General features: G+C 67.2%; 24 protein-coding genes. 14 read left to right on the top strand and 10 right to left on the bottom strand.

The window, feature by feature from the left end; all coding sequences use genetic code 11:
* Positions 1-44: 44 nt before the first annotated feature.
* The 3 genes from LWH48_RS05370 to LWH48_RS05360 are packed head-to-tail and all read left to right on the top strand — an operon-like array spanning position 45 to position 3,273.
* Complete coding sequence (locus tag LWH48_RS05370; RefSeq protein ID WP_232911747.1) at positions 45-923, top strand: hypothetical protein; 879 nt, start codon at positions 45-47, stop codon at positions 921-923.
* Positions 910-1,836, top strand: a complete 927-nt coding sequence (locus LWH48_RS05365) for a diguanylate cyclase domain-containing protein (RefSeq protein WP_232911746.1) — start codon at positions 910-912, stop codon at positions 1,834-1,836. The genes LWH48_RS05370 and LWH48_RS05365 overlap by 14 nt, the downstream gene beginning before the upstream one ends.
* 33 nt (positions 1,837-1,869) lie before the next feature.
* Positions 1,870-3,273, top strand: a complete 1,404-nt coding sequence (locus LWH48_RS05360) for a bifunctional DedA family/phosphatase PAP2 family protein (RefSeq protein ID WP_232911745.1) — start codon at positions 1,870-1,872, stop codon at positions 3,271-3,273.
* 186 nt (positions 3,274-3,459) lie between these two features.
* Here the strand turns inward: LWH48_RS05360 and LWH48_RS05355 are convergent, their stop codons facing one another.
* The 3 genes from LWH48_RS05355 to mpl are packed head-to-tail and all read right to left on the bottom strand — an operon-like array spanning position 3,460 to position 6,134.
* On the bottom strand, positions 3,460-4,083 hold the full coding sequence (locus LWH48_RS05355; protein WP_232911744.1) for a LysE family translocator: 624 nt from the start codon (positions 4,081-4,083) through the stop codon (positions 3,460-3,462).
* A 58-nt stretch (positions 4,084-4,141) separates the two neighbouring features.
* On the bottom strand, positions 4,142-4,762 hold the full coding sequence (locus tag LWH48_RS05350) for a flavin prenyltransferase UbiX (RefSeq protein ID WP_232911743.1): 621 nt from the start codon (positions 4,760-4,762) through the stop codon (positions 4,142-4,144).
* Positions 4,755-6,134, bottom strand: coding sequence for a UDP-N-acetylmuramate:L-alanyl-gamma-D-glutamyl-meso-diaminopimelate ligase (mpl, locus tag LWH48_RS05345; RefSeq protein WP_232911742.1), 1,380 nt, complete (start codon positions 6,132-6,134; stop codon positions 4,755-4,757). The genes LWH48_RS05350 and mpl overlap by 8 nt, the downstream gene beginning before the upstream one ends.
* A gap of 185 nt (positions 6,135-6,319) precedes the next feature.
* Here mpl and LWH48_RS05340 point away from each other — a divergent pair, with 185 nt between their 5' ends.
* Positions 6,320-7,576: a 6-phosphofructokinase gene (locus LWH48_RS05340; RefSeq protein WP_232911741.1), complete on the top strand. Its 1,257-nt coding sequence runs from the start codon at positions 6,320-6,322 to the stop codon at positions 7,574-7,576.
* Between the two features lie 227 nt (positions 7,577-7,803).
* On the opposite strand, the gene LWH48_RS05335 is transcribed toward LWH48_RS05340, so the two are convergent.
* Positions 7,804-9,537 carry a bifunctional protein-serine/threonine kinase/phosphatase gene (locus LWH48_RS05335; protein ID WP_232911740.1) on the bottom strand — a complete coding sequence of 578 codons (1,734 nt, stop codon included), beginning with the start codon at positions 9,535-9,537 and terminating at the stop codon, positions 7,804-7,806.
* A gap of 243 nt (positions 9,538-9,780) precedes the next feature.
* On the opposite strand from LWH48_RS05335, the gene ppa reads away from it, so the two are divergent.
* Positions 9,781-10,311: an inorganic diphosphatase gene (gene ppa, locus LWH48_RS05330; protein ID WP_161432755.1), complete on the top strand. Its 531-nt coding sequence runs from the start codon at positions 9,781-9,783 to the stop codon at positions 10,309-10,311.
* 133 nt (positions 10,312-10,444) lie between these two features.
* Here ppa and LWH48_RS05325 read toward each other — a convergent pair whose 3' ends face one another.
* On the bottom strand, positions 10,445-11,716 hold the full coding sequence (locus LWH48_RS05325; protein ID WP_232911739.1) for a DUF2333 family protein: 1,272 nt from the start codon (positions 11,714-11,716) through the stop codon (positions 10,445-10,447).
* 240 nt (positions 11,717-11,956) lie between these two features.
* On the opposite strand from LWH48_RS05325, the gene dsbD reads away from it, so the two are divergent.
* From dsbD to purH, 7 genes are all read left to right on the top strand, one after another.
* Positions 11,957-13,834 carry a protein-disulfide reductase DsbD gene (gene dsbD, locus LWH48_RS05320; RefSeq protein WP_232911738.1) on the top strand — a complete coding sequence of 626 codons (1,878 nt, stop codon included), beginning with the start codon at positions 11,957-11,959 and terminating at the stop codon, positions 13,832-13,834.
* A 228-nt stretch (positions 13,835-14,062) separates the two neighbouring features.
* Positions 14,063-14,530 carry an acetyl-CoA carboxylase biotin carboxyl carrier protein gene (gene accB, locus LWH48_RS05315; RefSeq protein ID WP_232911737.1) on the top strand — a complete coding sequence of 156 codons (468 nt, stop codon included), beginning with the start codon at positions 14,063-14,065 and terminating at the stop codon, positions 14,528-14,530.
* 43 nt (positions 14,531-14,573) lie between these two features.
* Positions 14,574-15,923: an acetyl-CoA carboxylase biotin carboxylase subunit gene (accC, locus tag LWH48_RS05310; protein WP_232911736.1), complete on the top strand. Its 1,350-nt coding sequence runs from the start codon at positions 14,574-14,576 to the stop codon at positions 15,921-15,923.
* Positions 15,924-16,160: 237 nt separating this feature from the next.
* Positions 16,161-17,075, top strand: a complete 915-nt coding sequence (gene prmA / locus LWH48_RS05305; RefSeq protein ID WP_232911735.1) for a 50S ribosomal protein L11 methyltransferase — start codon at positions 16,161-16,163, stop codon at positions 17,073-17,075.
* A 77-nt stretch (positions 17,076-17,152) separates the two neighbouring features.
* Positions 17,153-18,214 carry a tRNA dihydrouridine synthase DusB gene (gene dusB, locus LWH48_RS05300; RefSeq protein ID WP_232911787.1) on the top strand — a complete coding sequence of 354 codons (1,062 nt, stop codon included), beginning with the start codon at positions 17,153-17,155 and terminating at the stop codon, positions 18,212-18,214.
* Positions 18,211-18,531, top strand: a complete 321-nt coding sequence (fis, locus tag LWH48_RS05295; RefSeq protein WP_232911734.1) for a DNA-binding transcriptional regulator Fis — start codon at positions 18,211-18,213, stop codon at positions 18,529-18,531. Before dusB ends, fis begins: the two co-directional genes overlap by 4 nt.
* Before the next feature lie 100 nt (positions 18,532-18,631).
* Positions 18,632-20,212: a bifunctional phosphoribosylaminoimidazolecarboxamide formyltransferase/IMP cyclohydrolase gene (gene purH / locus LWH48_RS05290; protein WP_232911733.1), complete on the top strand. Its 1,581-nt coding sequence runs from the start codon at positions 18,632-18,634 to the stop codon at positions 20,210-20,212.
* Between the two features lie 214 nt (positions 20,213-20,426).
* On the opposite strand, the gene LWH48_RS05285 is transcribed toward purH, so the two are convergent.
* The 3 genes from LWH48_RS05285 to folE all read right to left on the bottom strand — a co-directional run bounded on the left by LWH48_RS05285 (position 20,427) and on the right by folE (position 23,051).
* Positions 20,427-21,884 (bottom strand): NAD-dependent succinate-semialdehyde dehydrogenase, encoded by a 1,458-nt coding sequence (locus LWH48_RS05285; RefSeq protein WP_232911732.1) that lies wholly within the window; start codon positions 21,882-21,884, stop codon positions 20,427-20,429.
* A 168-nt stretch (positions 21,885-22,052) separates the two neighbouring features.
* Positions 22,053-22,454: a dihydroneopterin triphosphate 2'-epimerase gene (gene folX / locus LWH48_RS05280; RefSeq protein WP_205743548.1), complete on the bottom strand. Its 402-nt coding sequence runs from the start codon at positions 22,452-22,454 to the stop codon at positions 22,053-22,055.
* Between the two features lie 39 nt (positions 22,455-22,493).
* On the bottom strand, positions 22,494-23,051 hold the full coding sequence (gene folE, locus LWH48_RS05275; protein WP_161432746.1) for a GTP cyclohydrolase I FolE: 558 nt from the start codon (positions 23,049-23,051) through the stop codon (positions 22,494-22,496).
* Between the two features lie 262 nt (positions 23,052-23,313).
* Here folE and LWH48_RS05270 point away from each other — a divergent pair, with 262 nt between their 5' ends.
* Complete coding sequence (locus tag LWH48_RS05270; RefSeq protein ID WP_232911731.1) at positions 23,314-23,856, top strand: hypothetical protein; 543 nt, start codon at positions 23,314-23,316, stop codon at positions 23,854-23,856.
* 54 nt (positions 23,857-23,910) lie between these two features.
* Here the strand turns inward: LWH48_RS05270 and LWH48_RS05265 are convergent, their stop codons facing one another.
* Both LWH48_RS05265 and LWH48_RS05260 read right to left on the bottom strand, forming a co-directional pair.
* Positions 23,911-24,897 (bottom strand): serine/threonine protein kinase, encoded by a 987-nt coding sequence (locus LWH48_RS05265; RefSeq protein WP_232911730.1) that lies wholly within the window; start codon positions 24,895-24,897, stop codon positions 23,911-23,913.
* A gap of 41 nt (positions 24,898-24,938) precedes the next feature.
* Positions 24,939-25,655 (bottom strand): ComF family protein, encoded by a 717-nt coding sequence (locus LWH48_RS05260; protein ID WP_232911729.1) that lies wholly within the window; start codon positions 25,653-25,655, stop codon positions 24,939-24,941.
* Between the two features lie 69 nt (positions 25,656-25,724).
* Here LWH48_RS05260 and bioB point away from each other — a divergent pair, with 69 nt between their 5' ends.
* On the top strand, positions 25,725-26,855 hold the full coding sequence (bioB, locus tag LWH48_RS05255) for a biotin synthase BioB (RefSeq protein ID WP_232911728.1): 1,131 nt from the start codon (positions 25,725-25,727) through the stop codon (positions 26,853-26,855).
* Positions 26,856-26,857: the final 2 nt, after the last annotated feature.

Genomic DNA, 26,857 nt, shown 5'->3' with positions numbered 1-26,857 from the left:
CGCCGAGTGGGCACATCGCGGAAAGGGAGTCATAGTAAGCCACCATGCAGAGCAAGTACAAAGTCAGCCTGTTGCGCCTCAACCTGCTGCTGGCGGCCCTGCTTCCGGCGCTGATGGTGCCGACCGCCCGCGATTTCTCCGAAGGCATGCTGCTCGGCCTGGCGGCGGCTTGGCTCGCCATCAGTGCCGGTCTGGTCGAGTTCAGCCATCGCCGCCCTCCCCTGGTGCCCTGGCAGTTGCTGCCCAGCCTGCTCCTCGGTGCCCTGCTGTGGACATCCGCCGAACACTACCCCTTCTGGCTATGGGGATGGGCCGCCCTGGTGATGCTGCCCCAGCCCGCCTGGATGGCCGCCCTCAACGTGCTGCTGGCCACCCTCTCCTGGGCCTGGGTGGCACGCCTGCTGCCCGTCGAACAGGCACTGGCCGCCGGCCTGGTGCTCGCCCTGCTGCTGGCACTCGGCCTCGCCCGGGCACGCCGGCTGATACCTCTGCATGGCCAGGCCAGGGGACGTGTCAGCCTGGAGCCGGGGCTGCGCCTTTGGCCTGGCGCCAGCCTGGCCCGTGACCTGGCCCGGGAGCGTGGTCGCGGCAGGCGCGAGGGCACCCACAGCGAGCTGCTGCTGGTACGCACCCGGCGGCGTCACCTGTGGCGTGTGGCACGACAACTGTGCGACATGACCCGACGCTTCGAGCACTGCTATCGACTCGATGGCCGTACCCTGGCGGCCCTGCTGGTCTGTCGCGACGCCGCCCAGGCGGCCAGCAGGCGCGCGACGCTGCTGGGGCACCTGCCCCGGGTGGAGCGTGTGCGTGCAGTCCCTCTGCAGAGAGCCCGCCCACTGAGCGAGGAGTTGCACGCCCTGGAGCGGCAGGCAGCACCTCTCGACGTGACTCAGGGGGTGAAACCCGATGCCGAGGACTGATACCCCACGCCTGCTGGCAGGGCTTTATGCGCTGGGGGCCGTGCTGTTGCTCGGCCAGGCGCTGTGGCACTACCTGGTCGGCGATTACACCCGCATCCTGCTCCCGGCCCTGCTCGCTCCACTGCTGCTCACCGCCGCCCTGATGCGCCTGGGCCAGCAGGAGACGGCTCGCCTCTCGGCCTATCTGGTACTGATCTGCGGGTACCTGCTGGTCGCCACCAACCTGCCGGGTGAAGGCTACCTGGCGCTGCTGTGGCTGGGGCTGCCTCCGGTCTTGACCCTGCTGCTGCTGCCATTGGGTCCCGCCACCCTGCTCAACCTGACCCTGGCACCCATCTGGCTGCTGCTGGCCGATGGCGGCCTGGCAATGCCGCTGTCGCTTGCCTACCTGTCGCTGGTGATCGCCACCGGGCTCGCTCCCTGGGGAATACGCCATCAGCAGGCCCTGCTGCTGGCCACCGATCCCCGCGACGAAGAGTGTGCTGCACTGAAGGCGGCTCTGCTTCTGGAGCGCCTGGAGAGCGAGGTGGAACGCGCCGAATTGCTGGACCAGCGACTCGCCGTGGTGGTGCTCCACCTGCCGCAGCTGGAGGTGACCGATGAGCCGTTCGGCACCCCTGCCCGGCTGGCCCTGCTCGGCACCTTGTGCAGGACAGTGGCACAGCACAGCCGCGACCACGACCTGCTGGGCCGCATCGGCGGAGCCGACTTCTGGCTGGTGCTTCCCGACACCACCGAGAGCGGGGCCCTGCTGGTGCGCCAGCGCATCGAGGAAGCGGCGGCCGGCGCCATGCTGAACGACACCGGGGGCCTGGAGGTACGCGGCGCCACCTGCGCCCACTCCCCCGGACAGACCATCATGGCACTCAAGCGACGCCTGGATGCCACCACACGACGCCTCACCGATGGCTGATACCCTGCCCACTCTGGCCCCGGAAGCCCCGCCATGAACCTTGCCCAGCTGCTCTACCAGCTCACTCCGTCGCCGGGGCTGCTGCTGCTGATCATCGCCGGCATCGCCATGCTGGAATCCCTGGCGCTGGTGGGCGTCCTGGTACCTGGCGTACTACTGATCACCGCTGCCGCCTCCATGGCCGGCCACCAGGAGCTGGCCCTGCCGGCGACCCTGTTCGCCGCCTTCCTGGGCGCAATCGTGGGCGACGGCGCCAGCTTCGTGCTCGGCTACACTCAGCGCGAGCGCGTCACACGGCGCTGGCCGCTATCTCGCCATCCGGAGTTCCTGGCCAGAGGGGCACGCTTCTTCCAGCGCTACGGCGTGCTGTCGGTGTTCCTGGGACGCTTCGTAGGGCCGGTTAGGCCCATGGTGCCGCTGATCGCCGGCATGCTGCGCATGTCGCCGCGCACCTTCACCTGGGCCAACCTCGCCTCCGCGGCGCTATGGTCCCCCGCCTATGTGCTGCCTGGCTACCTGCTGGGACGCACCTGGGAGCAGCTGCTCGAGGTGCCGCCGGCGCTCAAGAAGCCGCTGGCGGTGATGGTCGTGATGCTGCTGGTGCTGGCGGTGACCTTCTCCTGGCTGCGCCACCACGCCGGCAGGCGCGGACGTGTCTACCGCTTGACCGCCGGTCTGGCCCGGCGTCACCCCCTGCTGCGCACCCTGTGGCTGCGCCAGAGCGGCAGCGGCGAGGTCCCCCTGGCCAGCCTGATGCTGCTGATACTGGCCCTGGGCGGGGTATCGGGTTGGACGCTGCTGGTGATGCAGGATGACTTGCATGGCCCGTTACCCATGGATCTCCAGGCCAAGGCCCTTTTCGAAGGACTCGCCTTCCCCGCCCTGACTCTCGTCAGCGAGGGACTGGCACGCATCGGCGACCTGCACGGCGTGGTGGCACTGAGCCTGCCCTGGGGCGTGTGGCTGGTGTGGCGGCGGCGCCTGGATGCCTTCTGGCACATCACCGGTGGGCTGGTAGGTATCGCCCTGCTCAACACCCTGGGCAAGGCACTGTTCACGCGGCCGCGGCCCGATGCCCCCAGCCACCTGGCGGACTCCTTCTCCTACCCCAGCGCCCACGCCTCCAGTGCGGTGGTCCTGTTCGGTCTGGCCGCGGCCTTCGCCGCCCGGGAGCTCGCCCCGGCCTGGCGTCACTGGGTCTACTGGGGCGCGATCCTGGCCTCCACCCTGATGGCGCTGTCGCGTCTGGTGATCGGCGTGCACTGGTTCAGCGACTTGATCGGTGGCGCCCTGCTGGGGCTGGTGGCCTGCGCCCTGGTACAGCTCTCCTGGCAGACGCGGGAACGGCCTCCTCTCGCTCCCTGCCCCTGGCCTTGGCTGGTCACTGCATCGCTTGCCCTGGCAACCGCACGCATCGCCTGGCTGCCACCGGTATAAGCTGCAAGCTGCAAGCTGCAAGCTGCAAGCTGCAAGCTGCAAGCTGCAAGCTGCAAGCTGCAAGCTGCAAGCTGCAAGCTGCAAGCTGCAAGCTGCAAGCTGCAAGCTGCAAGGCAAGGATCCGGCTACTTATGCCAAATCCAAAGAGGATTTGCTTGTCACTCGCTCCTCGAGGCTTGTTGCTGCCTATCCCAGGGCCAGCCACAGGCCGACGCCCACCATCAGAGTGCCGGCGATGCGGTTGAGCAGGCGCACGCTGCCGCCTCGCGACAGCAGGCGGCGCAGCCGGCTGCCGCCGGTGGCGTAGAGCAGCAGGCAGATGAACTCGATGGTCAGGATCAGCGCCACCAACACGACGAGCTGGCCGGCCAGGGCCCGCTCGGCATCGAGGAAGGGGGGCAGCAGTGCCACGAAGAAGGCCCACCCCTTGGGATTGGCCACCGCGGTGACGAAGCCCTGGGTGGCCAGCTGCACGCGCCCGGCCGGCGCCACCGCAAGCCCCTCCTCGGGGATCGCCATGCGCCCCCGGGAGCGCCACATCATGATGCCCAGATAAGCCAGGTAGGCACCGCCCAGCCACTTGAACAGCGCGAAGAGCTCCGGCTGGCGGAGCATCAGGGCCGCCACCCCGGCGCCTGCCGCCGCAGCCACCAGTCCCACCCCGACCAGCTCCCCGGCCATCATCCACAGGCTGCGGCGCACGCCTTGGGTCATGCCCAGCACCATGGCCAGTGTCATGCACATTCCGGGGGTAAGGGAGACGAGGAAGAAGGTCGGCACGAAGACCGAGAGCAGTGAGAGGTTCAGCATGCCAGTTCCTTGGTGTAGCGGCAGGAGTCCAGGGTGGCAGGGATGGGTGACGCTTCGCTTACGCGCCCTCGCCCCAGCGCGGCATCAGGCGGTGCTCGATGCCGAGCTGATTGAGGATTCGCGCCACGATAAAGTCGATCAGGTCGTCTATCGATGCGGGCTTGTGATAGAACCCCGGCGCGGCAGGCAGGATCACCGCCCCCAGGCGCGTCAGGTTGAGCATGTGCTCGAGGTGGATCGCCGAAAGTGGCGTTTCGCGGGGCACCAGAATCAAGCGACGCCGCTCCTTGAGGGCCACGTCGGCGGCACGCTCGATCAGGTTGTTGCTGGCTCCCGTCGCCACCGCCGAGAGGGTCCCGGTAGAACAAGGGCAAACCACCATGGCGGATGGCGCCCCGGAGCCGGAGGCCACCGGTGCCATCCACTCCTCACGGCCGAAGCAGCGGATCTGGCCTGGCCGGGCCCCACTGCGTTCCGTGAGGGCCGCGGCCAGTCGCTCGGGCCGGGCGGGCAGTTCGCCGTCGGTCTCTGTGGCGATCACCAGATGGGCCGCCTTGGAGATCAACACCCATACCTCGTGATCCGCCGCTACCAGCGCCTCGATCAGTCGCAGACCGTACTGGACGCCGGAGGCACCGGTCAGCGCCACCGTGACCGGGGATGCATAACCCTCAGCCATGGGCCACCTCCAATGCCACCAGCAGCTTCTCGTGGATGCCACCGAAGCCGCCATTGGACATCACCACGATACGGTCATAGGGCCTGGCCTCGGCGACCAGGGCCGCCACCAGGGCGTCCAGGTCCTGCTCCAGGTGCGCCGGCACCGGACTCGCCGCGATGATCGGCTCCAGCGGCCAGTCCAGCCCCTCGGGGCGATACCAGAAGGCGACATCGGCGGCAGCCACGCTTTCCGCCAGGCGATCACGCAGGGTCCCCAGGCGCATGGTGTTGGAGCGCGGCTCGACCACCGCCAGCAGCCGGCCCCGGGCGGTGGCGGCCCGCAGTCCCTGGAGGGTGGCGGCGATGGCCGTGGGGTGGTGGGCGAAGTCGTCGATCACCTGGATATTGGCCACCTCACCGCGCAGCTCCTGACGCCGCCGCGGCGACTCGAAACGCGCCAGGGCCGCAGCACCGCGGGCCGGGTCCACCCCGCAGGCGTGGGCGGCAGCCAGCGCCGCCAGGGCGTTGCGGGCGTTGTAGGTACCGGTCAGCGGCCAGTCGACCACCGCATCCTCGTTGGCCTCGCCATCCTGATGGATCACCCGGAAGCGTGAGGCGTCGTCGCGCTCCAGCTCGAACCTCCAGGGGCTCTCGGCGGCCTCGCCGAAGCGCACCACCGGAGTCCAGGCCCCCATCGCCAGCACCCGGTCGAGGGCCGGCTCGCCATCGGCCACCAGCAGCCTCCCCCGGCCAGGAACGGTTCGCACCAGGTGGTGGAACTGTCGCTCGATGGCAGCAAGATCATCGAAGATATCGGCATGATCAAACTCCAGATTGCCCATCACCGCGATCTCGGGGCGGTAATGAACGAACTTGGAGCGCTTGTCGAAGAAGGCGGTGTCGTACTCGTCGGCCTCCACCACGAAGGGCGCATCCGCAGCGCCGAGGCGTGCCGAAACGCCGAAGTTGCGCGGCACGCCGCCAATCAGGAAGCCCGGCGCCACTCCTGCCGACTCCAGCAGCCAGGCAACCAGACTCGCCGTGGTGGTCTTGCCGTGAGTGCCAGCCACGGCGATCACCCGCCGGCCCGGAAGTACGTGCTCGGCCAGCCACTGGGGGCCGGAGACGTAGGGGAGGCCCGCATCGAGCACCGCCTCCACCTCGGGATTGCCCCGCGACAATGCGTTGCCGATCACCACCAGGTCGGGGCGCGGCTCGAGGTTGGTGGGTGAATACCCTTCGCACAGGGCGATGCCGGCCTCCTCGAGCTGGGTACTCATGGGCGGATAGACGCCCGCATCCGAGCCGCTGACCGTATGGCCCAGCTCCCGAGCCAGCAGCGCCAGGCTGCCCATGAAGGTGCCGCAGATACCGAGGATATGAAGGTGCATGGGGCTCGCTCCAGCATGGGGTCGGTGGCCGCATCGGCGCGGCACGCAGAGGGGGGAGACTAGCATGGCCCCAACGAGCCCCTCCAGCTCGCCCGGATGCAGCGCGAAGGGCTTTCGGCTAGAATCCTTCGACTTTCGCCCCATTCAACCCGAACAGCAGCGACGACCAGGAGCAGACAAGCCCCATGGCCCACAATGCCTTCTACGCCCAGTCCGGCGGCGTCACCGCCGTGATCAACGCCAGCGCCTGCGGCGTGATCGAGGCCTGCCGCCGCCACCCCGACCGTATCGGCAAGGTCTATGCCGGCCACAATGGCATCATCGGAGCCCTCACCGAGGAGCTGATCGATGTCAGCCAGGAATCGGACGAGGCGATCGCCGCCCTGCGCCATACCCCGGGGGGTGCCTTCGGCTCCTGCCGCTACAAGCTGAAGGACATCGAGACCCACCGCGCCCAGTACGAGCGCCTGATCGAGGTGTTTCGTGCCCACGATATCCGCTACTTCTTCTACAACGGTGGCGGCGACAGCGCCGACACCTGCCTGAAGGTCTCCCAGCTCTCCGAGAAGCTCGGCTACCCGCTGACCGCCATCCATGTGCCCAAGACCGTGGACAACGACCTGCCGATCACCGACAACTCGCCCGGCTTCGGCAGCGTGGCCAAGTACATCGCCACCTCTACCCTGGAGGCCTCGCTGGACATCGCCTCCATGTGCGCCACCTCCACCAAGGTGTTCGTGCTCGAGGTAATGGGCCGCCATGCTGGCTGGATCGCCGCCTCCGGGGCACTCGCCGGCCAGGGCGAGGGCGAGCCGCCCCACCTGGTGATCTTCCCCGAGATCGCCTTCGACCGCGAGGCCGTCATGGCCCGCGTCGACGAGGCGGTGAAGAAGTACGGCTACTGCGTGATCGTGGTCTCCGAGGGTGCCCGCTACGAGGATGGCACCTTCCTCGCCGACGCCGGCAACACCGATGCCTTCGGCCATCGCCAACTGGGCGGCGTGGCACCGACCCTGGCCGGCATGGTCAAGCAGGACCTGGGTTACAAGTACCACTGGGCAGTGGCCGACTACCTGCAGCGCGCCGCTCGTCACCTGGCCTCCAGGACCGACGTCGAACAGGCCTATGCGGTAGGCGAGAAGGCCGTGGAGCTGGCCATCGAGGGCAAGAACGCGATGATGCCGGCAATCAAGCGTATCTCCGACGCGCCTTACGCCTGGCGCATCGAGGCCGCTCCGCTGGCCGAGATCGCCAACCGCGAGAAGTTCATGCCCCGGGACTTCATCAGCGAGGATGGCTTCGGCATCACCGAAGCGTGCCGCACCTACCTCTCGCCGCTTATCCAGGGCGAGGACTTCCCCCCGTTCGACAACGGCCTGCCCCGCGTGGCGAAGCTGGCCAAGCACCGGGTCGAACGCAAGCTGCCGGAGTTCAAGCTTTAAGCGGCCAAGCGGCCAAGCGGCCAAGCGGCCAAGCGGCCAAGCGGCCAAGCGGCCAAGCGGCCAAGCGGCCAATCGGCAAGGTAACAAGAAACCCCACCTGGTTAACCTCTGGTGGGGTTTATCGTTTTCTCCCTTTCTCCGCTTTATCTCGCCACCTACCGCCCGCCACCGGCCAGCTTGGCGCTTGTAGCTCGGCGCTCGGCGCTCGGCGCTCGGCGCTCGGCGTTTTAACGCAGCAACCAGGAAAGCACCAGCAGCAACAGCAGGATCGCCGCGATGCCCTGCCAGAAGTGGCCGGAATCACGGAATCGGCGCGGGCTCATGCGCGATGTCGAGGCGTCGCGAGACATCGCCAGCGGCTGGCGCAGCTCGCGCAGGAACTCCGACATGCGCCGGTAGCGCAGCGCTCGCTGGGGATCCAGCGCCCGGCGCAGCGCCTCGTCCAGTGCCTGGGGCACCTCGGGGTTGCGCTGTCGCGCGCTGCGATAGACAAGCTGCTCGAGGTCGGTATGGCTACGCAGGCGGTTGGGGGGCACTGCGTAGGGCAGCTCGCCGGTCAGCAGCCAGTAGACCGTTGAGGCATAGGAGTACTGGTCGCTGCGCCGACCGATCCCGTCATCCAGGGCGTATTCCGGTGCGCTGTGTTCGGTAAGACCTACCTGGCGCAGCAGCTCGCGAGCATCCGTGAGCCCTCCTCCGTCGCGCATCCGACAGGCACTGAAGTCGGTCAACACGACCTGCCCATGGCTGTCGATCAGCACATTGCCGGGGTGGATCTGCTGGTGCAGCAACTCGCGATGGTGCAGGGCCTGCACCGCCTTGCCCAATTGGTTGGCGATATCCAGGCGCTGGGCCAGGCTCGCCTGGGGGTGGCGCCGCGCCCAGTCGACCAGGGTCTCACCTTCGACATGAGCCATCAGGTAGTAGAGGTAGCGGCGTGGCCGTGACGGCTCCATGACGCGCACCACGAAGGGCGACTTGACCCGCTCCACCACCCACTGCTGAAGCAGAAAGTGCTCCAGGTAGATATTGCGGTGAGAGAGCTCGGGGCTCGGGGCCTTCATCACCATCTCGCGATCGCTCTGAAGGTCACGCACCCGGTAGACCCGCGACTGGGCGGTGCGTGACAGCACGGCCAGCACCTCCAGCCCGTCGAGGCGATCCCCCGGGGAGAGCTCAGGCGGGATCGGCAGTTCGCCGTACACCTTGGCCGGATTGTCGGACTGGGCATCGGGCAGCTCATCGATGCGCACCAACTGGAAGCAGAACTGGTCCGCCCCGTAGCCGCGAGACTGCGCACGCTGTACCGCCGCCTCGGCCAGGCGATCACAGGCGGCATCGAGGTCGCTGGCATCCTGACGAATCAGCTGCACATACTCCGACGGCATCAGGGTGCCCAGCACCGCCTGGGTGGTAAACAGGAACAGATCCCCCTGCTTGGCCGGAAAGCGGGCGTAATCGATGTCGATGCTGTTGTCCATGCCCAGGGCCCTGGAGGGGTAGCGATAGCCCCCGAGGTCAGTGACGTGGTCGCGAGTCAGCTGCTCGAATTCCGCCCCACGCAGTCGAAACACCAGGGTGTCGCCCATATGGAAGAGGTGGCCCTCGGTACCGCGCAGTACCAGCGCCGACAGCGAAGTGACGTAACTGCCCTCTGCCACCTGACGGCTCTGGCTGTAGGTCCAGGCATTGAGGGCGCGCAGTACCCGGGTCGCCGATGTCTTGACGTCCCAGTGGTCGGGGGTGGAGTAGTAGTCGGCGAGGAAGCTGCGCACGCTGAGGTCCCCGGCCTGCTTGGCCATGCTGTTGCGCAAGGTGGAATCGCTGATCAGCGCACAGGCCCCCTTGGCGTTGAGCTGGGGCGCCTCGGGCAGGCGGACGGACATGGAGCTGCGATGCCGCCGACGATCCGGCGCCACAAAGGCCTGGCCAAAACTCAATGACAGCTGCGCGGGAGTCACTCGCCCCTCCTTGCCCGTTGGTTGCCTGCCCGAAGCTCGGCTCCGTGGCGGCGCCTATCATACACGGGAGCGCGGCACGGCGGCGCCCCTCCAAAGGTGCCGCCCTGCTCCGAAGCGTCGACGGCATCGATGGTCGAATTGGTATTCGCTTCGACGGCCCCGTATAATTCGGCAAATTTTTTCATCCAGACGATTCGCCTAGAACTTCTGCCAACCGCCATTTCCAACCCCAAGGAAGCGACGATGAACTTCGACAATATCCCCGCCGGCAAGGACCTCCCGAACGACGTCTACGTGGCGATCGAGATCCCGGCCAACCACACCCCGATCAAGTACGAGATCGACAAGGACATGGGGGCACTGCTGGTCGACCGTTTCATGGCCACCCCGATGTTCTATCCGGCCAACTACGGCTTCATCCCGCACACCCTGGCCGACGACGGTGATGCGCTGGACGCTCTGGTGGTCACCCCCTACCCGGTGCAGCCCGGCAGCGTCATCCGCGCCCGTCCGGTGGGCATCCTCAACATGACCGACGAAGCCGGCGAAGACGCCAAGCTGGTCTGCGTACCGCACCACAAGCTCTCCAGCCTCTATGATGATGTCCAGGAAGTGACCGACCTGCCCGAGCTGCTGCGCCAGCAGATCGCCCACTTCTTCGAGAATTACAAGGATCTCGAGAAGGGCAAGTGGGTCAAGGTAGAGTCCTGGGAAGGTGTCGAGGCCGCCCGCAAGGCCATCGAAAAGGCGGTCTCCGCCTACGAGAAGGCCTGAACCCAGTTCCCACGGCGGCCTTCGGCCCCTGGAACTGGAGCCAGACGTAAAGCGGGCCGCCCGAAGGGGCGGCCCGCTTCATTTGTTGCCTGCCAAACCCGGCCAGCCGAACACTGGGCCGGTCGATGGGCGGCTATTCGCTGGCCTGGGGTGCGGGCTCTTCCTGACCCGCCTCGTCCTGACCTGCCTCCTCCTGACCCGCCTCTTCCTGACCTGTCTCTTCCTGACCTGTCTCTTCCTGACCCGCCTCTTCCTGATTGGCCTCTTCCTGATTGGCCTCTGACTGCTCGGCCTCCTGCTGAACAGCTGCTTCCGGCGCGGCCTGGGCATCACGCGTCACCTCAACCACCTCGGGCTCGCTGGCCGGCGCCTGGGTCACGCCATCGCCGCCAGCCTCGAGGGCGGCACTCTCGGCAAGCACCGTAGTGATCTCCTCGACCAGGTCCCGGGCACGGCTGACGTGAAGCGCCATCACCAGCGTATGGTTGGCGAAGGGACCGAATCCGGAGCCGCTCATCACCACCGGACTCCACAGGCGTCGCTGGGTCATGGCCAATTCCGCCCGCAGGCGCTCCCAACGCTCGGTCACTCCGGCGCTCTCCAGGACATCGGCCTGATCACGCTGCACCCCCTCCAGCATCTGGACCAACGCCCAGCCGGTGCCACGCGCCTCGAAGAAGACATTGTCGACCCGATACCAGGGAGTGCCCTCGGGCAGTGCCTCGCTGTCGATGGCCAGCTCACGCAGCATCTGGTGCCCTCCGGCACCCGAAGCCAGGCGTAGAGAGAGTTCGTCGAGACGCACCCCGACATCGGCCAGCCAGCGGCGCAGCCCCGCCCCGGGGACGAAGCCCTCGGCCTGCATGCCGCCCAGCGCCGTCAGCTGGCTATCCAGAGCGGCCACCGCCGATACCAGATGTGACTCGGTGGCGGGCCGGTACCAGTCGAGGCCGTCTCCGGCCAGGCCTCGCACCACTTCCTCCAGTAGTTCGACCTCGTGTGGATGCATCGAGGGCAGGGCTCGCGCCAGATCCCTGGCCTGATCCAGCACCCCACGCTCCCAGCTCGGCATGTTGTCCAGCCACAGACCCGGAGGCAGGCGGTCGTTGCGCAGATAGCCACCGGGCTTGTCATAGAGGGTCTCGACGATGGAGGCCAGGGTGGCCACGGTCACCGCACCTCGGGCGGCGGGCTCGCCACCGGCGTCCCCACGCCGCTCCATCGGCACCTGCTCGACGCTATGCGGCGCCGGCGTGCGGCTCCACCAGATCCCGAGGGCCAGCGTCACCACCAGATAGATCACCAGCAGCGCCAGCAACGGCTTCCAGATCCAGCCGTACTCGGGGCGCTCCAGCGCTTCGATCCTCTCGCGACGCCTGGCGCCGCCCTTGCCCATCCAAGCCATGTGCAGGTTCCTTCCCTATACGAGACATGGGAGCGTGCGACAACGTGGCACACCTTTCGCCACGTCCCTCGATGAAGCCACGCCCTCTCCTGCGTTATCCTAGCACCCGACCAGCGCAAGCGTTCAGTCCATCCTCACCCTCATGCCAGGGTCCCGCTCCCCGCGCGATGCCGGGCAGGAACCCCGCGGATCGGGTGGGGTCTGATCGCCAGCTACACCCCAACCAAGGACAGGATTTCCGTGATCAGCCTGCGACGAACCGCCCTGACGACCCTGCTGCTGCTGCCGCTCGCCGCCCAGGCCCAGTGGTTCGCAAGCGACGACAAGGAGTTCCTGCCGGTACTGGAGGCCTTTCAGCCCAGTGCCTGGCATGACGGCGATACCCTCTACATTGGCATGGAAGCCGCCGAAGGCTACTACCTCTATCGCCACCAATTTGCGGTGGAGTCGGCCGACCAGCCGCTGGGGGAACCGGAGCTCCCCGAGGGCACCTTTACCAGCGACGAGTTCCTCGGCGACGTCTATACCTTCCGCGACACCCTGGTCTTCGAGGTGCCTTTCGAGGAAACGGCCAGCGGCGTGGTACCGATCACCGTCACCTTCCAGGGCTGCGCCGACGCCGGCCTCTGCTATCCCCCCGAGCGTGTCGGCCTGGAGGCCGCCGAGCAGCAGGCACCGGCGGCCTTCGCTGGCTGGCAGCCATCAGATGGCGACAGCAATTCCGCCGCGGGGGGCGATGGGGAGCAGGCCGGTGCCACTGGCTCTGCCGGAGACTTCGCGGCACCACAGAGCGAGGACGGCCGCTTCCAGTCGCTGATGGCCGAGGCCAGCCTGCCGCTGGCACTGGGGCTCTTCTTCCTCGCCGGCCTGGGTCTGACCTTTACCCCCTGTGTGCTGCCCATGGTGCCGATCCTGTCGTCGATCATCGTCGGCCAGAACCCCAGCCGGCCACGCGCCTTCGCCCTCTCCGCCAGCTACGTGGCCGGCATGGCGCTCACCTACGCTCTGGTCGGCGTACTGATGGGCCTGTTCGGGGCCGGGCTCAACCTCCAGGCGCGGCTGCAGTCGGCGCCGGTGCTGATCACCTTCGCGGTGCTCTTCACCCTCTTCGCCCTGGCCATGTTCGGCGCCTTCGAGATGCGTCTCTCCCCCCGACTGGCCGGCCGCATCGACGGCTGGCAGGCGCGCGCCCAGCAGAGCGGTCCCGCCGGCCTGGCCCTGGCTGGCGCGCTGTCGGTGCTGGTGGTCTCGCCCTGCGTCTCGGCGCCGCTGGCCGGTGCCCTGGTATTCATCTCCACCACCGGCGACGCCGTGATGGGGGGCGCCGCCCTGCTCGCCCTGGGCCTGGGCATGGGGGTGCCACTGCTGCTCGTTGGCACCTTCGGTACCACCCTGCTGCCGCGCAGTGGTGCCTGGATGAACGGTGTCAAGATCGCCTTCGGCATCCTGCTGCTGGGAGTGGCGATCTGGCTGGTCGAGCGCCTGCTGCCGGCCACTGCTGTGCTGCTGCTGTGGGCCGCACTGGCGGTCGGTACCGCCCTGGCGCTCGGCGCCATGTCCACCAACCTCCCCCAGGGATGGGCGCGGGCCCGCCAGGCGCTCGGTCTGCTGCTGCTGGCCTGGGGCCTGGCACTGGTGCTCGGCGCAGCCAGTGGTGCCAGTGATCCCCTGCGTCCGTTGGCACCGCTGACTGCCGGCACTGGGCCGGCGTCAGGTGGCACCCAGCCCGCTGCCGAGGTGACCACCGTTGACGAGCTCGACGGACTGCAACAGGCACTCGCCTCGGTACCCGAGGGTCAGGCCGCCTTCGTCCACTTCACCGCCGACTGGTGCATCTCGTGCAAGCAGCTCGAGCGCCAGGTCTACCCCGACCCCCGGGTCGCCGAGCCGCTGGCGGCCTTCGCCCGCATCAACGTCGATGTGACCGACACCGATGCCGCCAGTCGCGAACTGCTCGACCGCTACGAGCTGTTCGGGCCGCCCAGCCTGCTGTTCTTCCACGCCGGCGAGGAGATTCGCTCGGCCCGTATCCAGGGCGAGACCCGCGCCGAGCCACTGGCGGAACACCTGAAAGGCGTGCTCGGCTGGCTCGAGGAGCGCACCGCCGGCAACGCCTGAAACACGCATCATGACGCCGTTCACGCACCGCTCAGCGGAGCGTGAACGGCGTTTTCGTCTGCGCTGGACATCATCCCGGTTTTTCGGCAAACTCCTGCGCTACCCTCTTTTAACGGCCTATAGAGGCGGAAGAGTCGCCATCTTGCCGCGATCTAATGAAACTTGGCCATGGTTGACAGCACCGGGCCAACGGCCATTCACCGCACCCAACCGATCGGGACGAACGTCATGGATATCCGCAAGGTCAAGAAGCTGATCGAGTTGCTCGAAGAGTCGAACATCAGCGAAATCGCGATCCAGGAAGGCGAAGAGTCGGTTCGCATCAGCCGCCACCCCAACGGCGTGAACTGGCAGCCCAGCATGCCCCAGGGTTACGCTCCAGTGGCTCAGCCGGCTCCCGCCGCGGCTCCGGCACCCGCCGAGAGCGCCGAGCCGGCCACCGCAGAGGGCCCCAGCTTCCAGGGACAGGCCATCACCTCCCCCATGGTGGGCACCTTCTATCGCTCACCGGCCCCCGGCGCCAAGGCCTTTGTCGAGATCGGCTCCCACGTCAAGAAGGGCGAGACGGTGTGCATCGTCGAGGCGATGAAGATGATGAACCAGATCGAGGCCGACCGTGACGGCGTGATCGAGGCGATCCTGGTCGAGGACGGCGAGCCGGTGGAATACGACCAGCCCCTGGTCGTCATCGCCTGAGCATCGCTTACCTCTTCATTCACCCGACACTGGCGGACCCATCATGCTGGACAAGGTTCTTATCGCCAACCGCGGCGAGATCGCCCTGCGCATCCTGCGCGCCTGCAAGGAGCTGGGCATCAGGACAGTGGCGGTCCACTCCAAGGCCGACCGCGAGCTGATGCACGTGCGCCTGGCCGACGAGGCCGTATGCATCGGGCCGGCCCCCTCGGCCCAGTCCTACCTCAACATCCCGGCGCTGATCAGTGCCGCCGAGGTCACCGACAGCAGCGCCATCCACCCCGGCTACGGCTTCCTCTCCGAGAACGCCAACTTCGCCGAGCAGGTGGAGCGCTCCGGGTTTACCTTCATCGGGCCCAAGGCCGAGACCATCCGCCTGATGGGCGACAAGGTCAGTGCCATCGAGTCGATGAAGAAGGCCGGCGTACCCACGGTGCCGGGCTCCGACGGCCCGCTGCCCGAAGGTGAAGGTGAGGAAGCCGAGATCCTGGCCACCGCACGCCGCATCGGCTACCCGGTGATCATCAAGGCCGCCGCCGGTGGCGGTGGGCGCGGCATGCGCGTGGTGCACACCGAGGCGCACCTGCTCTCCGCGGTCAACGTGACCCGCACCGAGGCTCACTCAGCCTTCGGCGACGGCACCGTCTACATGGAGAAGTTCCTCGAGAACCCGCGTCATGTAGAGGTGCAGGTACTCGCCGATGGCCAGGGCAACGCCATCCACCTGTATGACCGCGACTGCTCGCTACAGCGCCGCCATCAGAAGGTGATCGAGGAAGCCCCGGCACCGATGCTCGACCCAGAGGCTCGCGCCGAGGTGCTCGAGGCATGCCGCCAGGCCTGCATCACCATCGGCTATCGCGGCGCCGGCACCTTCGAGTTCCTCTACGAGGACGGCCAGTTCTTCTTCATCGAGATGAACACCCGCGTCCAGGTGGAGCACCCGGTCACCGAGATGGTCACCGGCGTGGATATCGTCCGGGAACAGCTGCGCATCGCCTCCGGCCTGCCGCTCTCCATCCGCCAGGAGGATGTGGAGCTCAGCGGCCACGCCTTCGAGTGCCGCATCAATGCCGAGGACCCGCGCACCTTCATGCCCTCTCCCGGCAAGGTGACCCTCTATCACCCGCCGGGCGGCCTGGGCGTACGCATGGACTCCCACCTCTACACTGGCTACACCGTGCCGCCCCACTACGACTCGCTGATCGGCAAGCTGATCACCTGGGGTGCCGACCGTGAGACGGCGCTGACCCGCATGCGGGTCGCGCTGGACGAGCTGCTGGTGGAGGGCATCAAGACCAACACCGACCTGCACAAGGATCTGGTGCGCGACGGCTACTTCCGACAGGGTGGCGTCAATATCCACTACCTGGAGAAGAAGCTGGGGCTGTAACTCCTTGATCCCCGGCCCCGTCCGCCCCGAGTGCCACATGGCTCGGGGCTGATCCGGCGGCAGGCTTGTTCGGGGGCGCTGTGAACCCCTCCCTGGGCGCTACCGACGCCATCCCTGGCGTAGGACCCCCTCCAAGCCTGCCCCCGGCGCCCCTCGCCGCCGAGCCAAGCCATTATTCCAGGCCGCATCGACACCGCAGTGCGGCCTTTTCATTTCTGAGCCACCACGGGAACCTTTATGCCCTGGCTGCAACTCAAGGCCCATATCGCCCCGGAGCAGGCCGAGACCCTCGAGGAGCTGCTGCTCGCCGAGGGGGCCACCGCCATCACCCTTCAGGACGCCCATGACGATCCGGTATTCGAGCCCGAGCGCGGTAGTACTCCGCTGTGGCACGAGACGGTGCTCACCGGGCTCTACGACGACCTCGAGGGGGTCGATGCCATGCTCGAACGGGTGCATCAGGCCTGGGCTGCCGAGCAGCCCGAGGAGCCCTGCCCCGAGATCGAGGTGGAGCTGCTCGCCGACCGTGACTGGGAGCGCGAGTGGATGGATGACTTCACGCCGCTGCAGATGGGTGAACGCCTGTGGATCGTACCCAGCTGGCACGAGCCCCCGGAGCCGGGCGCGGTCAACCTGCACCTCGACCCTGGGCTGGCCTTCGGTACCGGCACCCACCCCACCACCGCACTCTGCCTGGCCTGGCTCGACGGCCTGGCGATAAGCGAGGCCCTCGAGGGCCAGGCGACCCTGGATATAGGCACCGGCTCGGGGATACTCGCCATCGCCGCCCTCAAGCTCGGGGCCGCCAGCGCGACGGGCACCGATATCGACCCCCAGGCGCTCACCGCGAGCCGCGACAATGCCGAACGCAACGAGGTGGCCGAGGACGCACTGCGCCTCTGCTACCCCGAGCAGCTCGACGACGGCGAGACTTTCCCCATCGTGGTGGCCAACATTCTCGCCGGTCCGCTGGTCGAGATGGCGCCGATGATCGCTGGGCACGTCGCCCCCGGTGGGCGTCTGGCGCTCTCCGGCATCCTTGCGGCCCAGGCCGAGGAGGTACTACAGGCCTATCGCGAGCAGGGTCTACAGATGGATGAACCGGTCACACGCGAGGGCTGGGTCCGTCTCACCGGTCGTCGGCCGAGCTAGCGCGCCCCGACCGCCACTTCACCCTGCCCGACGGTGGGCGTATGATATGCCCCCTCTTGCCGCTACTGCCCCGAGCCATGTCCGACTCCAGCCAGCCACTGCCCTGCATCGGTGATCATGCCCTGCCCAACCGCGCCATCCTGGCGCCCATGGCCGGCGTCACCGACCGCCCCTTCCGGCAGCTGTGTCGCCAGTTGGGAGCCGGGCTGGTGGTGGGCGAGATGGTCACCTCGGACCCCAGCCTCTGGCACACCCGCAAGTCCCGGTTGCGCATGGATCACCGCGGCGAGCCGGGACCGCGCAGCGTACAGATCGCCGGCGGCGACGCCGCCATGCTCGCCGAGGCCGCCCGCCTAAATGCCGATCAGGGCGCCGAGATCATCGACATCAACATGGGCTGCCCGGCCAAGAAAGTATGCAACAAGGCCGCCGGCTCCGCCCTGCTGCGGGACGAGTCGCTGGTCGCCGAGATCCTTGCCGCCGTAGTGGCAGCGGTAGACGTGCCGGTGACCTTGAAGATCCGCACCGGCTGGTGTGCCGAGAGCAACAATGGCCTGCGCATCGCGCGCCTCGCCGAGGACGCCGGCATCCAGGCCCTGGCGGTGCACGGTCGCCACCGCCAGCAGCGCTACACCGGCCATGCCGAGTACGACACCATCGCCGCCATCAAGGCGGCGGTGAGGATTCCGGTGTTTGCCAACGGCGATATCGACTGCCCCGAGAAGGCTGCCGAGGTCCTCGACTATACTGGTGCGGATGCGGTGATGGTCGGGCGTGGCGCCCAGGGCAATCCCTGGATCTTTCGCGAGATCAACCACTATCTGCGCCATGGTGAAGCGCTGCCACCGCCCAGCGACGACGAGCGCGCCGGGGTGCTGCGCGATCATCTGGACGCCCTCCACGAATTCTATGGCGAGCACATGGGCGTGCGTATCGCGCGCAAGCACGTCGGCTGGTACCTGGCCGGCGACGTCCGCCTCCGCGACGCCCAGCGCCGCGAGCTCAAGGGACATTTCAATCGCCTCGAGAGCACTGCCGAACAGTACCGTTTCATCGACGACCTCTTTGGTCATGCCCACTCATCGGCCACGGCGCCGGACGAGCCGGGCGCGACCGCGAAAGGAACACGAGCCGCATGACCAGCCAAGCCCTTCCCTCCGACCCAGAGCTATCGACAGGCCGCCAACTGGACGACGCGTCGCCGGACCTTGCCGCACAGGAAGGCGGCCAACAGCCGCTACGCGAGGCGGTGGAGCTCTCCATGCGCAGCTATTTTGCCCACCTGGATGGCGGCGACGTCACCGGGCTCTACGCCATGGTGATGGCCGAGGTCGAGGCCCCGTTGCTCGCCTCGGTCCTCGAGCACACCCAGGGCAATCAGACCCGCGCCGCCGAGATGCTCGGACTCAATCGCGGCACCCTGCGCAAGAAACTCAAGCAGTATGACTTGATATGACGAAGGGAGTCCCCGGCTCCCTTCGGCGCGTCACTCACGACCCGCCACCGCGACTTTCCGCCTATCCATCCATCGCCCCAGACGTCAAGAGAGTGTCCCCATGGCCCAAGCCTCCCCCACCCCGGTTCGCCGCGCCCTGATCAGCGTCTCCGACAAGACCGGCATCGTCGACTTCGCCCGCGGCCTGTCCGAGCACGGCGTAGAGCTGCTCTCCACCGGAGGCACCTTCCGTCTGCTCCAGGAGAACGCCATAGCGGTGACCGAGGTCTCCGAGCACACCGGCTTCCCCGAGATCATGGACGGCCGGGTCAAGACCCTGCACCCGAAGATCCACGGCGGTATCCTGGGTCGCCGCGGCCAGGACGATGCGGTGATGGCGGAGCACGATATCGCCCCTATCGACATGGTGGTGGTCAACCTCTACCCCTTCGCCCAGACCGTGTCGAAGCCTGACTGCACCCTCGAGGATGCCATCGAAAACATCGATATCGGCGGCCCCACCATGGTGCGCGCCTGCGCCAAGAACCACGCCCACACCACCATCGTGGTGGACGCCGGCGACTATGCCCGGGTACTTGGCGAGATCGCCGCCCAGGACGGCGCGGTGAGTGACGCCACCCGCTTCGACCTGGCGGTGAAGGCCTTCGAACACACCGCCGGCTACGACGCCGCCATCGCCGACTATCTCGGCCAGCGCGTCCCCGGCGGCGAGGACGGCTTCCCGCGCACCTACAACCTGCAGTTCGAGAAGAAGCAGGCCATGCGCTACGGCGAGAACCCGCACCAGAACGCCGCCTTCTACGTGGAGGCCGATGCCAGCGAGCCCAGCGTGGCGACCGCCGTACAGCTCAACGGCAAGGCGCTCTCCTTCAACAATGTCGCCGACACCGATGCCGCCTTCGAGTGCGTCAAGGCCTTCAGCGATACCGCCTGCGTGATCGTCAAGCACGCCAACCCCTGCGGCGTGGCGGTGGGCGCCAGCGCACTGGAGGCCTACGACAAGGCCTTCGCCACCGACCCCACCAGCGCCTTCGGCGGCATCATCGCCTTCAACGTGCCGCTGGATGCCGACACCGCCCGCGCCATCATCGACCGCCAGTTCGTCGAGGTGATCATCGCCCCCGGCGTAGAAGCCGAGGCCGCCAAGATAGTCGCCGAGAAGCAGAACGTGCGCCTGCTCGACGTCGGTGCCCACTGGCCCGGCAGCCGTGGCCACGCCCACGACTTCAAGCGGGTCACCGGCGGGCTGCTGGTCCAGGACCGCGACCTGGGCATGGTCGGCCGCGACGAGCTCACCGTGGTCAGCGAGCGCGTGCCCACCGAGCAGGAGCTGCGCGACCTGGCCTTCGCCTGGAAGGTGGCCAAGTACGTCAAGTCCAACGCCATCGTCTACGCCAAGGATGGCCAGACCATCGGCGTGGGCGCCGGCCAGATGAGCCGCGTCTACTCCGCCAAGATCGCCGGCATCAAGGCCGCCGACGAGGGCCTCTCGGTGCCGGGCTCGGTGATGGCCAGTGACGCCTTCTTCCCCTTCCGCGATGGCATCGACGCCGCCGCCGCCGCCGGCATCGCCGCGGTGATCCAGCCCGGCGGCTCCATGCGTGACCAGGAAGTGATCGACGCCGCCAACGAGGCGGGCATCGCCATGGTCTTCACCGGGATGCGCCACTTCCGCCACTGACGCCAGCGCCTGCGGCGAGCTGCAAGGAGCAAGGAGCAAGGAGCAAGGAGCAAGGAGCAAGCGATGATATTCCGGGGCTCCTTGCAGGCGTCCTGACTCTGACCACAGTCACTGAAAAACCCACTCAACCGTCAGGTCGAGTGGGTTTTTTCGTGGGAGGGATTGCGGCCCGTCGACGAGCCGCTTGTTCCTTGCCCCTTGAGCCTTGTCGCTCCTATCCCAGATCGATGCAGAGGTACTTGGTCTCGAGGAACTCCTCCAGCCCCTGGTGGCCGCCCTCGCGACCCAGGCCGGACGCCTTGACCCCACCGAAGGGAGCGGCGGCGTTGGAGATCAGCCCGGTGTTGATACCCACCATACCGTACTCCAGGGCGTCAGCGACGCGCCACACGCGCCCCAGGTCGCGGGAGTAGAAGTAGGCGGCGAGGCCATACTCGGTGTCGTTGGCCATTTCCACCGCGCTCTCCTCATCATCGAAGGGGAACACCGCGGCCAGCGGGCCGAAGGTCTCCTCCTTCGCCACCTTCATCTGGTCGGTGGCGAAGCTGATCAGGGTCGGCGTGAAGAAGTTGCCGCCCAGCGGGTGCGGGTGGCCGCCAAGCAGCAGCTCGGCGCCCTTGTCCACGGCATCCTGAACGTGCTCGCTCACCTTGGCCACCGCCTTGTCATCGATCAGCGGGCCGATGTTGATATCAGGCTGGGTGCCGTCGCCCACCCTGAGCTCGCTGTGCATGGCCACGGCGAGCTTCTCGCAGAAGGCGTTGACCACGCTGGACTGCACCAGAAAGCGGTTGGTGCACACACAGGTCTGGCCGGCATTGCGGAACTTCGCCGCCATCGCACCCTCCACCGCGGCGTCCAGGTCGGCATCCTCGAAGACGATGAAAGGCGCGTTGCCGCCCAGCTCCAGAGAGATCTTCTGGATATGCTGCGCGGCGTTGGCCATCAGCTCACGACCGACCTCGGTGGAGCCGGTGAAGGTGATCTTGCGCACCAGCGGCGACTCGGTCATGGCCGCGGCGATCTCGCTGGCACGCCCGGGTACCACGTTGAACACGCCGCGTGGCACGCCGGCGCGCTCGGCCAGCAGGGCCAGGGCGGTGGCCGAGAACGGCGTCTGGCTGGCCGGCTTGCAGACGATGGTACAGCCGGCGGCCAGCGCTGCACCGGCCTTGCGGGTGATCATGGCAGCAGGGAAGTTCCAGGGGGTGATGGCCCCGACCACACCCACCGGCTGCTTGGTCACCACGATGCGCTGATTGGCCTTGGCGGCGGGGACGGTATCACCGTAGACACGCCGTGCCTCCTCGGCGAACCAGCGCAGGAAGCTCGCCGCGTAGGCGATCTCCCCGGCGGCTTCCTTGAGCGGCTTGCCCTGCTCGAAGGTCATGATCATCGCCAGGTCATCCTGATGCTCGAGCATCAGCTCGTACCACTTCATCAGGATGTCGGCACGCTCCAGGGCACTCAGCCCCTTCCAGGCAGGCAGGGCCGCATGAGCGGCCTCGATGGCGCGATCGGTCTCGGCACGTCCCAGGCGTGGCACGTCACCCATGGCCTCGCCGGTGGCCGGGTTGACGACCTGGATCTGTTCGCCGCTGTCCGCGGCGACCCAACTGCCATCGATATAGGCGAAGGGACAGTAGAGCTGCGTTTCCTTGAGGGCTTGCATATTGTTCTCCCGCCGCATCGCGGCACTGGTCGGTTTGCCCTCATGCTAAGCGCAAAGGCCCCGGCACTCCAAGCGCAGGGGCCCACCTTTTCGCACGCCGGCATCAACGCGGCTCGTGCGGTTCTCTCAAAGAAGCTGATGGCTCTCTCAACGAAGCTGACGGCTTTCTCAACGAAGCTGACGGCTCTCGGAGAGGGTAATGGAGACCGAGTCGGCGAAGCGCAGGGCGTGGGGCTTGTCAATCTCGACCTGGGCGGTCAGCACCTGCTCGTGGGCCATGATCAGGTCGAGTACCTCGCGGGTCATGCGCTCGAGCAACAGAAAACGGTTCTCCTCGACATGGGCGATCACCTGCTTGGTGATGGTGCGGTAATTCAATGCCTGCTCGATATGGTTGAACGCCACCGCCTTGTCGGCGCGATAGCGAATGACCGCGTTGATCACCACGTCCTGACGGTTCTTGATCTCCTCTTCCTTTATCCCGATATGGGTGCGCAGGCGAAGGTTCTTGATGCGAATGGTTGCCAGATCGTGGTCGAAGTGCTGGTCGTCAATGGCATGCAGCGGCATGGCCGGCTCTCCTGGGCTCTCAAGAGTATGCGCCTGGGTTCAGCGCCCGTTGATCAGCGTCAGGAACTCCTGACGGGTCGACTGGTTCTGTCGGAAGGCGCCGAGCATCACCGAGGAGGTCATGCTGGAGTTCTGTTTCTCGACGCCGCGCATCATCATGCACAGATGGCGGGCCTCGATCACCACCGCCACACCACGGGCGCCGGTCACCTCCTGGACGGCCTCGGCGATCTGGCGGGTGAGGTTCTCCTGGATCTGCATGCGCCGGGCGAACATGTCGACGATGCGCGCGAACTTGGACAGCCCCAGCACCTTGCCATCGGGCAGGTAGGCAATATGGCACTTGCCGATGAAGGGCAGCAGGTGGTGCTCACACATGGAATAGAGCTCTATGTCCTTGACCAACACCATCTCGTCGGTCTCCGACGCAAAGACAGCGCCATTGACGATCTCCTCCAGCGACTGGAGATAACCGCGGTTAAGGAACTGCATGGCCTTGGCGGCACGCTTGGGCGTGTCACGCAGTCCCTCCCGCTCGGGATCCTCGCCCAGCGCGAGGATGATCTGTCGGTAGTGGTTGGCGAGCTCTTCTGTCATGGGGGCCCCGTCAGGTCGTCACTGATTGCCAGCTTTCATGTACATAATATATACAGGGATACATTCCTGTACAATTTTTCGTCACTCCAAGCCAATAGTCTAGCAGCCCGCCGCCTCCTTTCGGCATCTCGGCCGACGCGTTCTCGCCATGCCATCCCTCGCGACATCCTGCCGCACCCGAAACCCGGCGGTGAGTCGATGCGTCAGGCTGTGATATTATGCAGTCTTTCATGCTGTGCAGATCTTTCCGCGAGAGCCCGACATGACCAAGACACCCCTGCTGCTGGGCCTCCTGCTGGCCCCCTCCCTGGCCTTCGCCACCACCCTGGAGCTTCCCGCCGATGCCCGCCTGGAAGTGCAGGTGGTCTCGTCATTGAGCCTCGACGCCGAGACACCTCGCCAGGACGACATCCTGCTGCGCCCGGTGGCCGATGGCAGCGGTAGCCATCAGGTACCCGACTACTGCGTGATGGTCGGTGATGCGCAGCTCGATGGCGAGCGCATCCGTATCACCACCTCCAGCGTCACCTGCATCGACACCGCAGGCAGCGACAGCCACATCTACAGCGGCGAGATCTCCGCCGCGGCCTACGACAGCGACGGCGAGTTCGGTATCAATGCCTGCCAGGACGGCCGCTGCGAGATCACCCCGGAGCACGGATTCGAGCTCCAGTTGGCCAGCGAGCTGGCCATCGAGGAGCAGGAGAATCCCTCCGAGCAGATCAATATCGAGCGTCGTCAGGCCGAGGGTGACGGCGTCGCCAACCCGATCCCCGCCGAGCAGCCCGACCCCGACGCCCAGTAATCCCCCCACCGACAGCTGATCCGCGCCTCCTCGTCCAGAAGAGGCGCGGCGTCTTCATGCCAACCAGCGCGGCGCCCGCTCGAGCGCCTGGCACTGCTGCTCCAGGGTCCTGATATGGCCGTCCCAGTAACCCGCATCTGCCAGCCAGGGAAAGGCTACCGGAAAGGCCGGGTCCTCCCAGCGTGACACCAGCCAGGCGCTGTGACGCAGCAGGCGAAGGGTACGCAGCGGCTCGGCCAGGGCCAGTTCGCGGCGGTCGAAATCGCGGTGCTGCTCGTAGCCTTCGATCACCTCCGAGAGCTGCATGTGCCGCTCCTCCGGGGCCTGCGCGGTAATCAGCATCCACAGGTCCTGCACCGCCGGGGCCATCAGGCAGTCATCGAAGTCCACCAGCGCGAAGTGTTCGTCGCGGCCCAGGATATTGCCGATATGGCAGTCACCATGGACGCGTATCGCCTGCTCTGGGTCCCAGCGATATGCCGCCAGCGCTTCATGCAGCGCCGTCGTGACACGCTCATAGGCCTGGCGCTGAAGGCGACCCAGCCAGGGGCCGGCGAGCACACGCTCGCGGGCGTCGAGCACCATGCCATCCAGGTCCATGGCGCCGCGGTGCCTGAAGGGCTTCCGCTCACCCACCGCATGCACGCTGCCGATCAGTTCGCCCAGGGCAAACAGGTGGGCGGGGTTCGCAAGTTCCGGCGCCTGACCCGGCAGCTGGGGAAAGAGCGCGAAGCGGAAACCCTCGGCCCGGTGCAGGCTGTGCCCCGCTTCATCACACCAGGGCTCGGCCACCGCCACCTCCTCGGCGGCCAGCTCGGCCAGGAAGTCGTGCTCCTCCTCGATGCGCGCATCGCTCCAGCGCTCCGGGCGATAGAATTTGGCCACCCAGCGACGGCGCTCGTCATCGTGGACCAGGTAGACGCGGTTCTCGTAGCTGTTCAGCGCGAAGGGCTCGCCTGGTAGCCAGAAGCCCAGTGACTCGATGGCCGCCACGACCCGGGCGGGCGACAGCGTGGAGAAGGGGTGCAGATCAGCGTCCATGGTCCATCCTCCAGGGAAAACCCCACTCTACCAGGCTTTGCTCATATTTCCCCCAGTGGCGTGCGTGCCACCGCCCAGGCCTCGACTTCCTCCGCCCCGGCGGCCAGACAGGCGCGTGCCAGGGCCTCCAGGGTAGCGCCGGTCGTCATCACGTCGTCAAGCAGTGCCACACGCGCCGGCAGGGAGTCCTGCATCCGGAAGCCTCCGCGCAGGTTGGCCCGCCGCTCGCGACGGTCGAGCCCCCGCTGACTGGGCGTATCATGCAGGCGTCGACCGCGCAGCAGCGGCACCCCCAGTCGCCTGGCCAGCCTTGCCGCCAGCCACTCTGCCTGGTCGAAGCCGCGCCCGCGGGCACGACGCGCATGCAGTGGAACCGGCACCAGCGCCTCGGGCCACGCCCTCGCCTCCTCGCTCAGCGCCGTTTCCAGCAGCGCCAGCAGCACTGTTCCGGCCCGCGGTGAGGCCTGGAACTTGAAGCGCCGCACCAGCCAGGCGATCTCGTCGCTGTAGCGCAGCGGTGCCCGAGTACGCACGAAGGCCGGTGGCCGTCGCAGGCAGGCGCCACAGGTCCGGCCCCGCCACGCCTCGGGCTGCGGCTCGCCACACATGGGGCATGCGGGCAGGTTCCACGGCAGCCCCTCGAAGCAGGCCTGGCACCAGGGCCGCTCGGCGAGGGCCGGCGCGAGGCAGAAGGCGCATCGCCCCGGCAGGGCCCGGCGCAGCACTCTGTCAACCAGAGTACCAACACGAGTTGACATCGCCATCTCGGACCGTAAGCTATCCGTCAACTTGTTAATTCTCACAAAGTTGACCATAGGCACTCCCCCATGACACCGACGCCGCCGTCCTGTGCAGCCGATACCCAGAACCTAGCCACCCCGGGCGAGGTGCGCCACGACTGGACCCTCGACGAGATCGAGGCAATCTTCGCGCTGCCCTTCAACGACCTGCTGTTCCGGGCCCAGCGGGTGCATCGCGCCCACTTCGACCCCAACGCTGTACAGGTCTCCACCCTGCTCTCGATCAAGACCGGCGCCTGCCCCGAGGACTGCAAGTACTGTCCGCAGTCCGGCCACTACAACACCGGCCTGGGCAGGGAGAAGCTGCTGGAGATCGAGAAGGTGGTGGAGCAGGCCCGGGCGGCCAAGGACGCAGGCGCCAGCCGCTTCTGCATGGGGGCGGCCTGGAAGAGCCCCCGCGAGCGCGACCTCAAGGTGGTGCTGGAGATGGTCCGGCGGGTCAAGGCGATGGGGCTCGAGACCTGCATGACGCTCGGCATGGTCGATGGCGATCAGGCCTCGCGCCTGGCCGAGGCAGGCCTCGACTACTACAACCACAACCTCGACACCTCACCGGAGTACTATGGCGAGATCATCACTACACGCAGCTACGCCGACCGCCTGGCGACCCTGGGCCACGTGCGCGACGCGGGCATGAAGGTGTGCGCCGGCGGGATTCTCGGCATGGGCGAGGCGCCCCGCGACCGCGCCGCCCTGCTGCAGCAGCTGGCGCGCCTCAACCCGCACCCGGAGTCGGTGCCCATCAACATGCTGGTCAAGGTGCCCGGCACGCCACTCGAGGGGGTGGACGACCTCGACCCCATCGAGTTCATCCGGGCCATCGCCGTGGCTCGCATCCTGATGCCAAAGAGCCACGTGCGCCTCTCCGCCGGCCGTGAGCAGATGGATGATTCGACCCAGGCACTGGCCTTCCTGGCCGGGGCCAACTCGATCTTCTATGGCGAGCAACTGCTGACCACCGCCAACCCCCAGGCGGAGCACGACCGGGCGCTGTTCACCAGGCTCGGCCTGCATTCCGAGCGGAGAGACACCTGCGTCGATGACGACCAGGTTCAGGCGAGCGTGGCCGCCAGCATCGAGGCCGACCTGGCCCGTCAGGCGGCGCGGAAAGCCGCCGACCGGGCCAGCGAGCTGACCTACGACGCCAGCCAGAGCTGAGC

The sequence above is a fragment of the Halomonas sp. G15 genome (assembly GCF_021282295.1).
GTDB classification, from domain to species: domain Bacteria; phylum Pseudomonadota; class Gammaproteobacteria; order Pseudomonadales; family Halomonadaceae; genus Halomonas; species Halomonas alimentaria.
This window is presented reverse-complemented; position numbering and strand designations above follow the sequence as displayed.

Excerpts from the sequence above, each read along its gene's own strand:
- LWH48_RS05370 (WP_232911747.1), top strand. The coding sequence starts at position 45 with ATGCAGAGCAAGTACAAAGTCAGCCTGTTGCGCCTCAACCTGCTGCTG.
- LWH48_RS05365 (WP_232911746.1), top strand. The coding sequence starts at position 910 with ATGCCGAGGACTGATACCCCACGCCTGCTGGCAGGGCTTTATGCGCTG.
- LWH48_RS05360 (WP_232911745.1), top strand. The coding sequence starts at position 1,870 with ATGAACCTTGCCCAGCTGCTCTACCAGCTCACTCCGTCGCCGGGGCTG.
- LWH48_RS05355 (WP_232911744.1), bottom strand. The coding sequence starts at position 4,083 with ATGCTGAACCTCTCACTGCTCTCGGTCTTCGTGCCGACCTTCTTCCTC.
- LWH48_RS05350 (WP_232911743.1), bottom strand. The coding sequence starts at position 4,762 with ATGGCTGAGGGTTATGCATCCCCGGTCACGGTGGCGCTGACCGGTGCC.
- mpl (WP_232911742.1), bottom strand. The coding sequence starts at position 6,134 with ATGCACCTTCATATCCTCGGTATCTGCGGCACCTTCATGGGCAGCCTG.
- LWH48_RS05340 (WP_232911741.1), top strand. The coding sequence starts at position 6,320 with ATGGCCCACAATGCCTTCTACGCCCAGTCCGGCGGCGTCACCGCCGTG.
- ppa (WP_161432755.1), top strand. The coding sequence starts at position 9,781 with ATGAACTTCGACAATATCCCCGCCGGCAAGGACCTCCCGAACGACGTC.
- LWH48_RS05325 (WP_232911739.1), bottom strand. The coding sequence starts at position 11,716 with ATGGCTTGGATGGGCAAGGGCGGCGCCAGGCGTCGCGAGAGGATCGAA.
- accB (WP_232911737.1), top strand. The coding sequence starts at position 14,063 with ATGGATATCCGCAAGGTCAAGAAGCTGATCGAGTTGCTCGAAGAGTCG.
- accC (WP_232911736.1), top strand. The coding sequence starts at position 14,574 with ATGCTGGACAAGGTTCTTATCGCCAACCGCGGCGAGATCGCCCTGCGC.
- prmA (WP_232911735.1), top strand. The coding sequence starts at position 16,161 with ATGCCCTGGCTGCAACTCAAGGCCCATATCGCCCCGGAGCAGGCCGAG.
- dusB (WP_232911787.1), top strand. The coding sequence starts at position 17,153 with ATGTCCGACTCCAGCCAGCCACTGCCCTGCATCGGTGATCATGCCCTG.
- fis (WP_232911734.1), top strand. The coding sequence starts at position 18,211 with ATGACCAGCCAAGCCCTTCCCTCCGACCCAGAGCTATCGACAGGCCGC.
- purH (WP_232911733.1), top strand. The coding sequence starts at position 18,632 with ATGGCCCAAGCCTCCCCCACCCCGGTTCGCCGCGCCCTGATCAGCGTC.
- LWH48_RS05285 (WP_232911732.1), bottom strand. The coding sequence starts at position 21,884 with ATGCAAGCCCTCAAGGAAACGCAGCTCTACTGTCCCTTCGCCTATATC.
- folX (WP_205743548.1), bottom strand. The coding sequence starts at position 22,454 with ATGCCGCTGCATGCCATTGACGACCAGCACTTCGACCACGATCTGGCA.
- folE (WP_161432746.1), bottom strand. The coding sequence starts at position 23,051 with ATGACAGAAGAGCTCGCCAACCACTACCGACAGATCATCCTCGCGCTG.
- LWH48_RS05270 (WP_232911731.1), top strand. The coding sequence starts at position 23,314 with ATGACCAAGACACCCCTGCTGCTGGGCCTCCTGCTGGCCCCCTCCCTG.
- LWH48_RS05265 (WP_232911730.1), bottom strand. The coding sequence starts at position 24,897 with ATGGACGCTGATCTGCACCCCTTCTCCACGCTGTCGCCCGCCCGGGTC.
- LWH48_RS05260 (WP_232911729.1), bottom strand. The coding sequence starts at position 25,655 with ATGTCAACTCGTGTTGGTACTCTGGTTGACAGAGTGCTGCGCCGGGCC.
- bioB (WP_232911728.1), top strand. The coding sequence starts at position 25,725 with ATGACACCGACGCCGCCGTCCTGTGCAGCCGATACCCAGAACCTAGCC.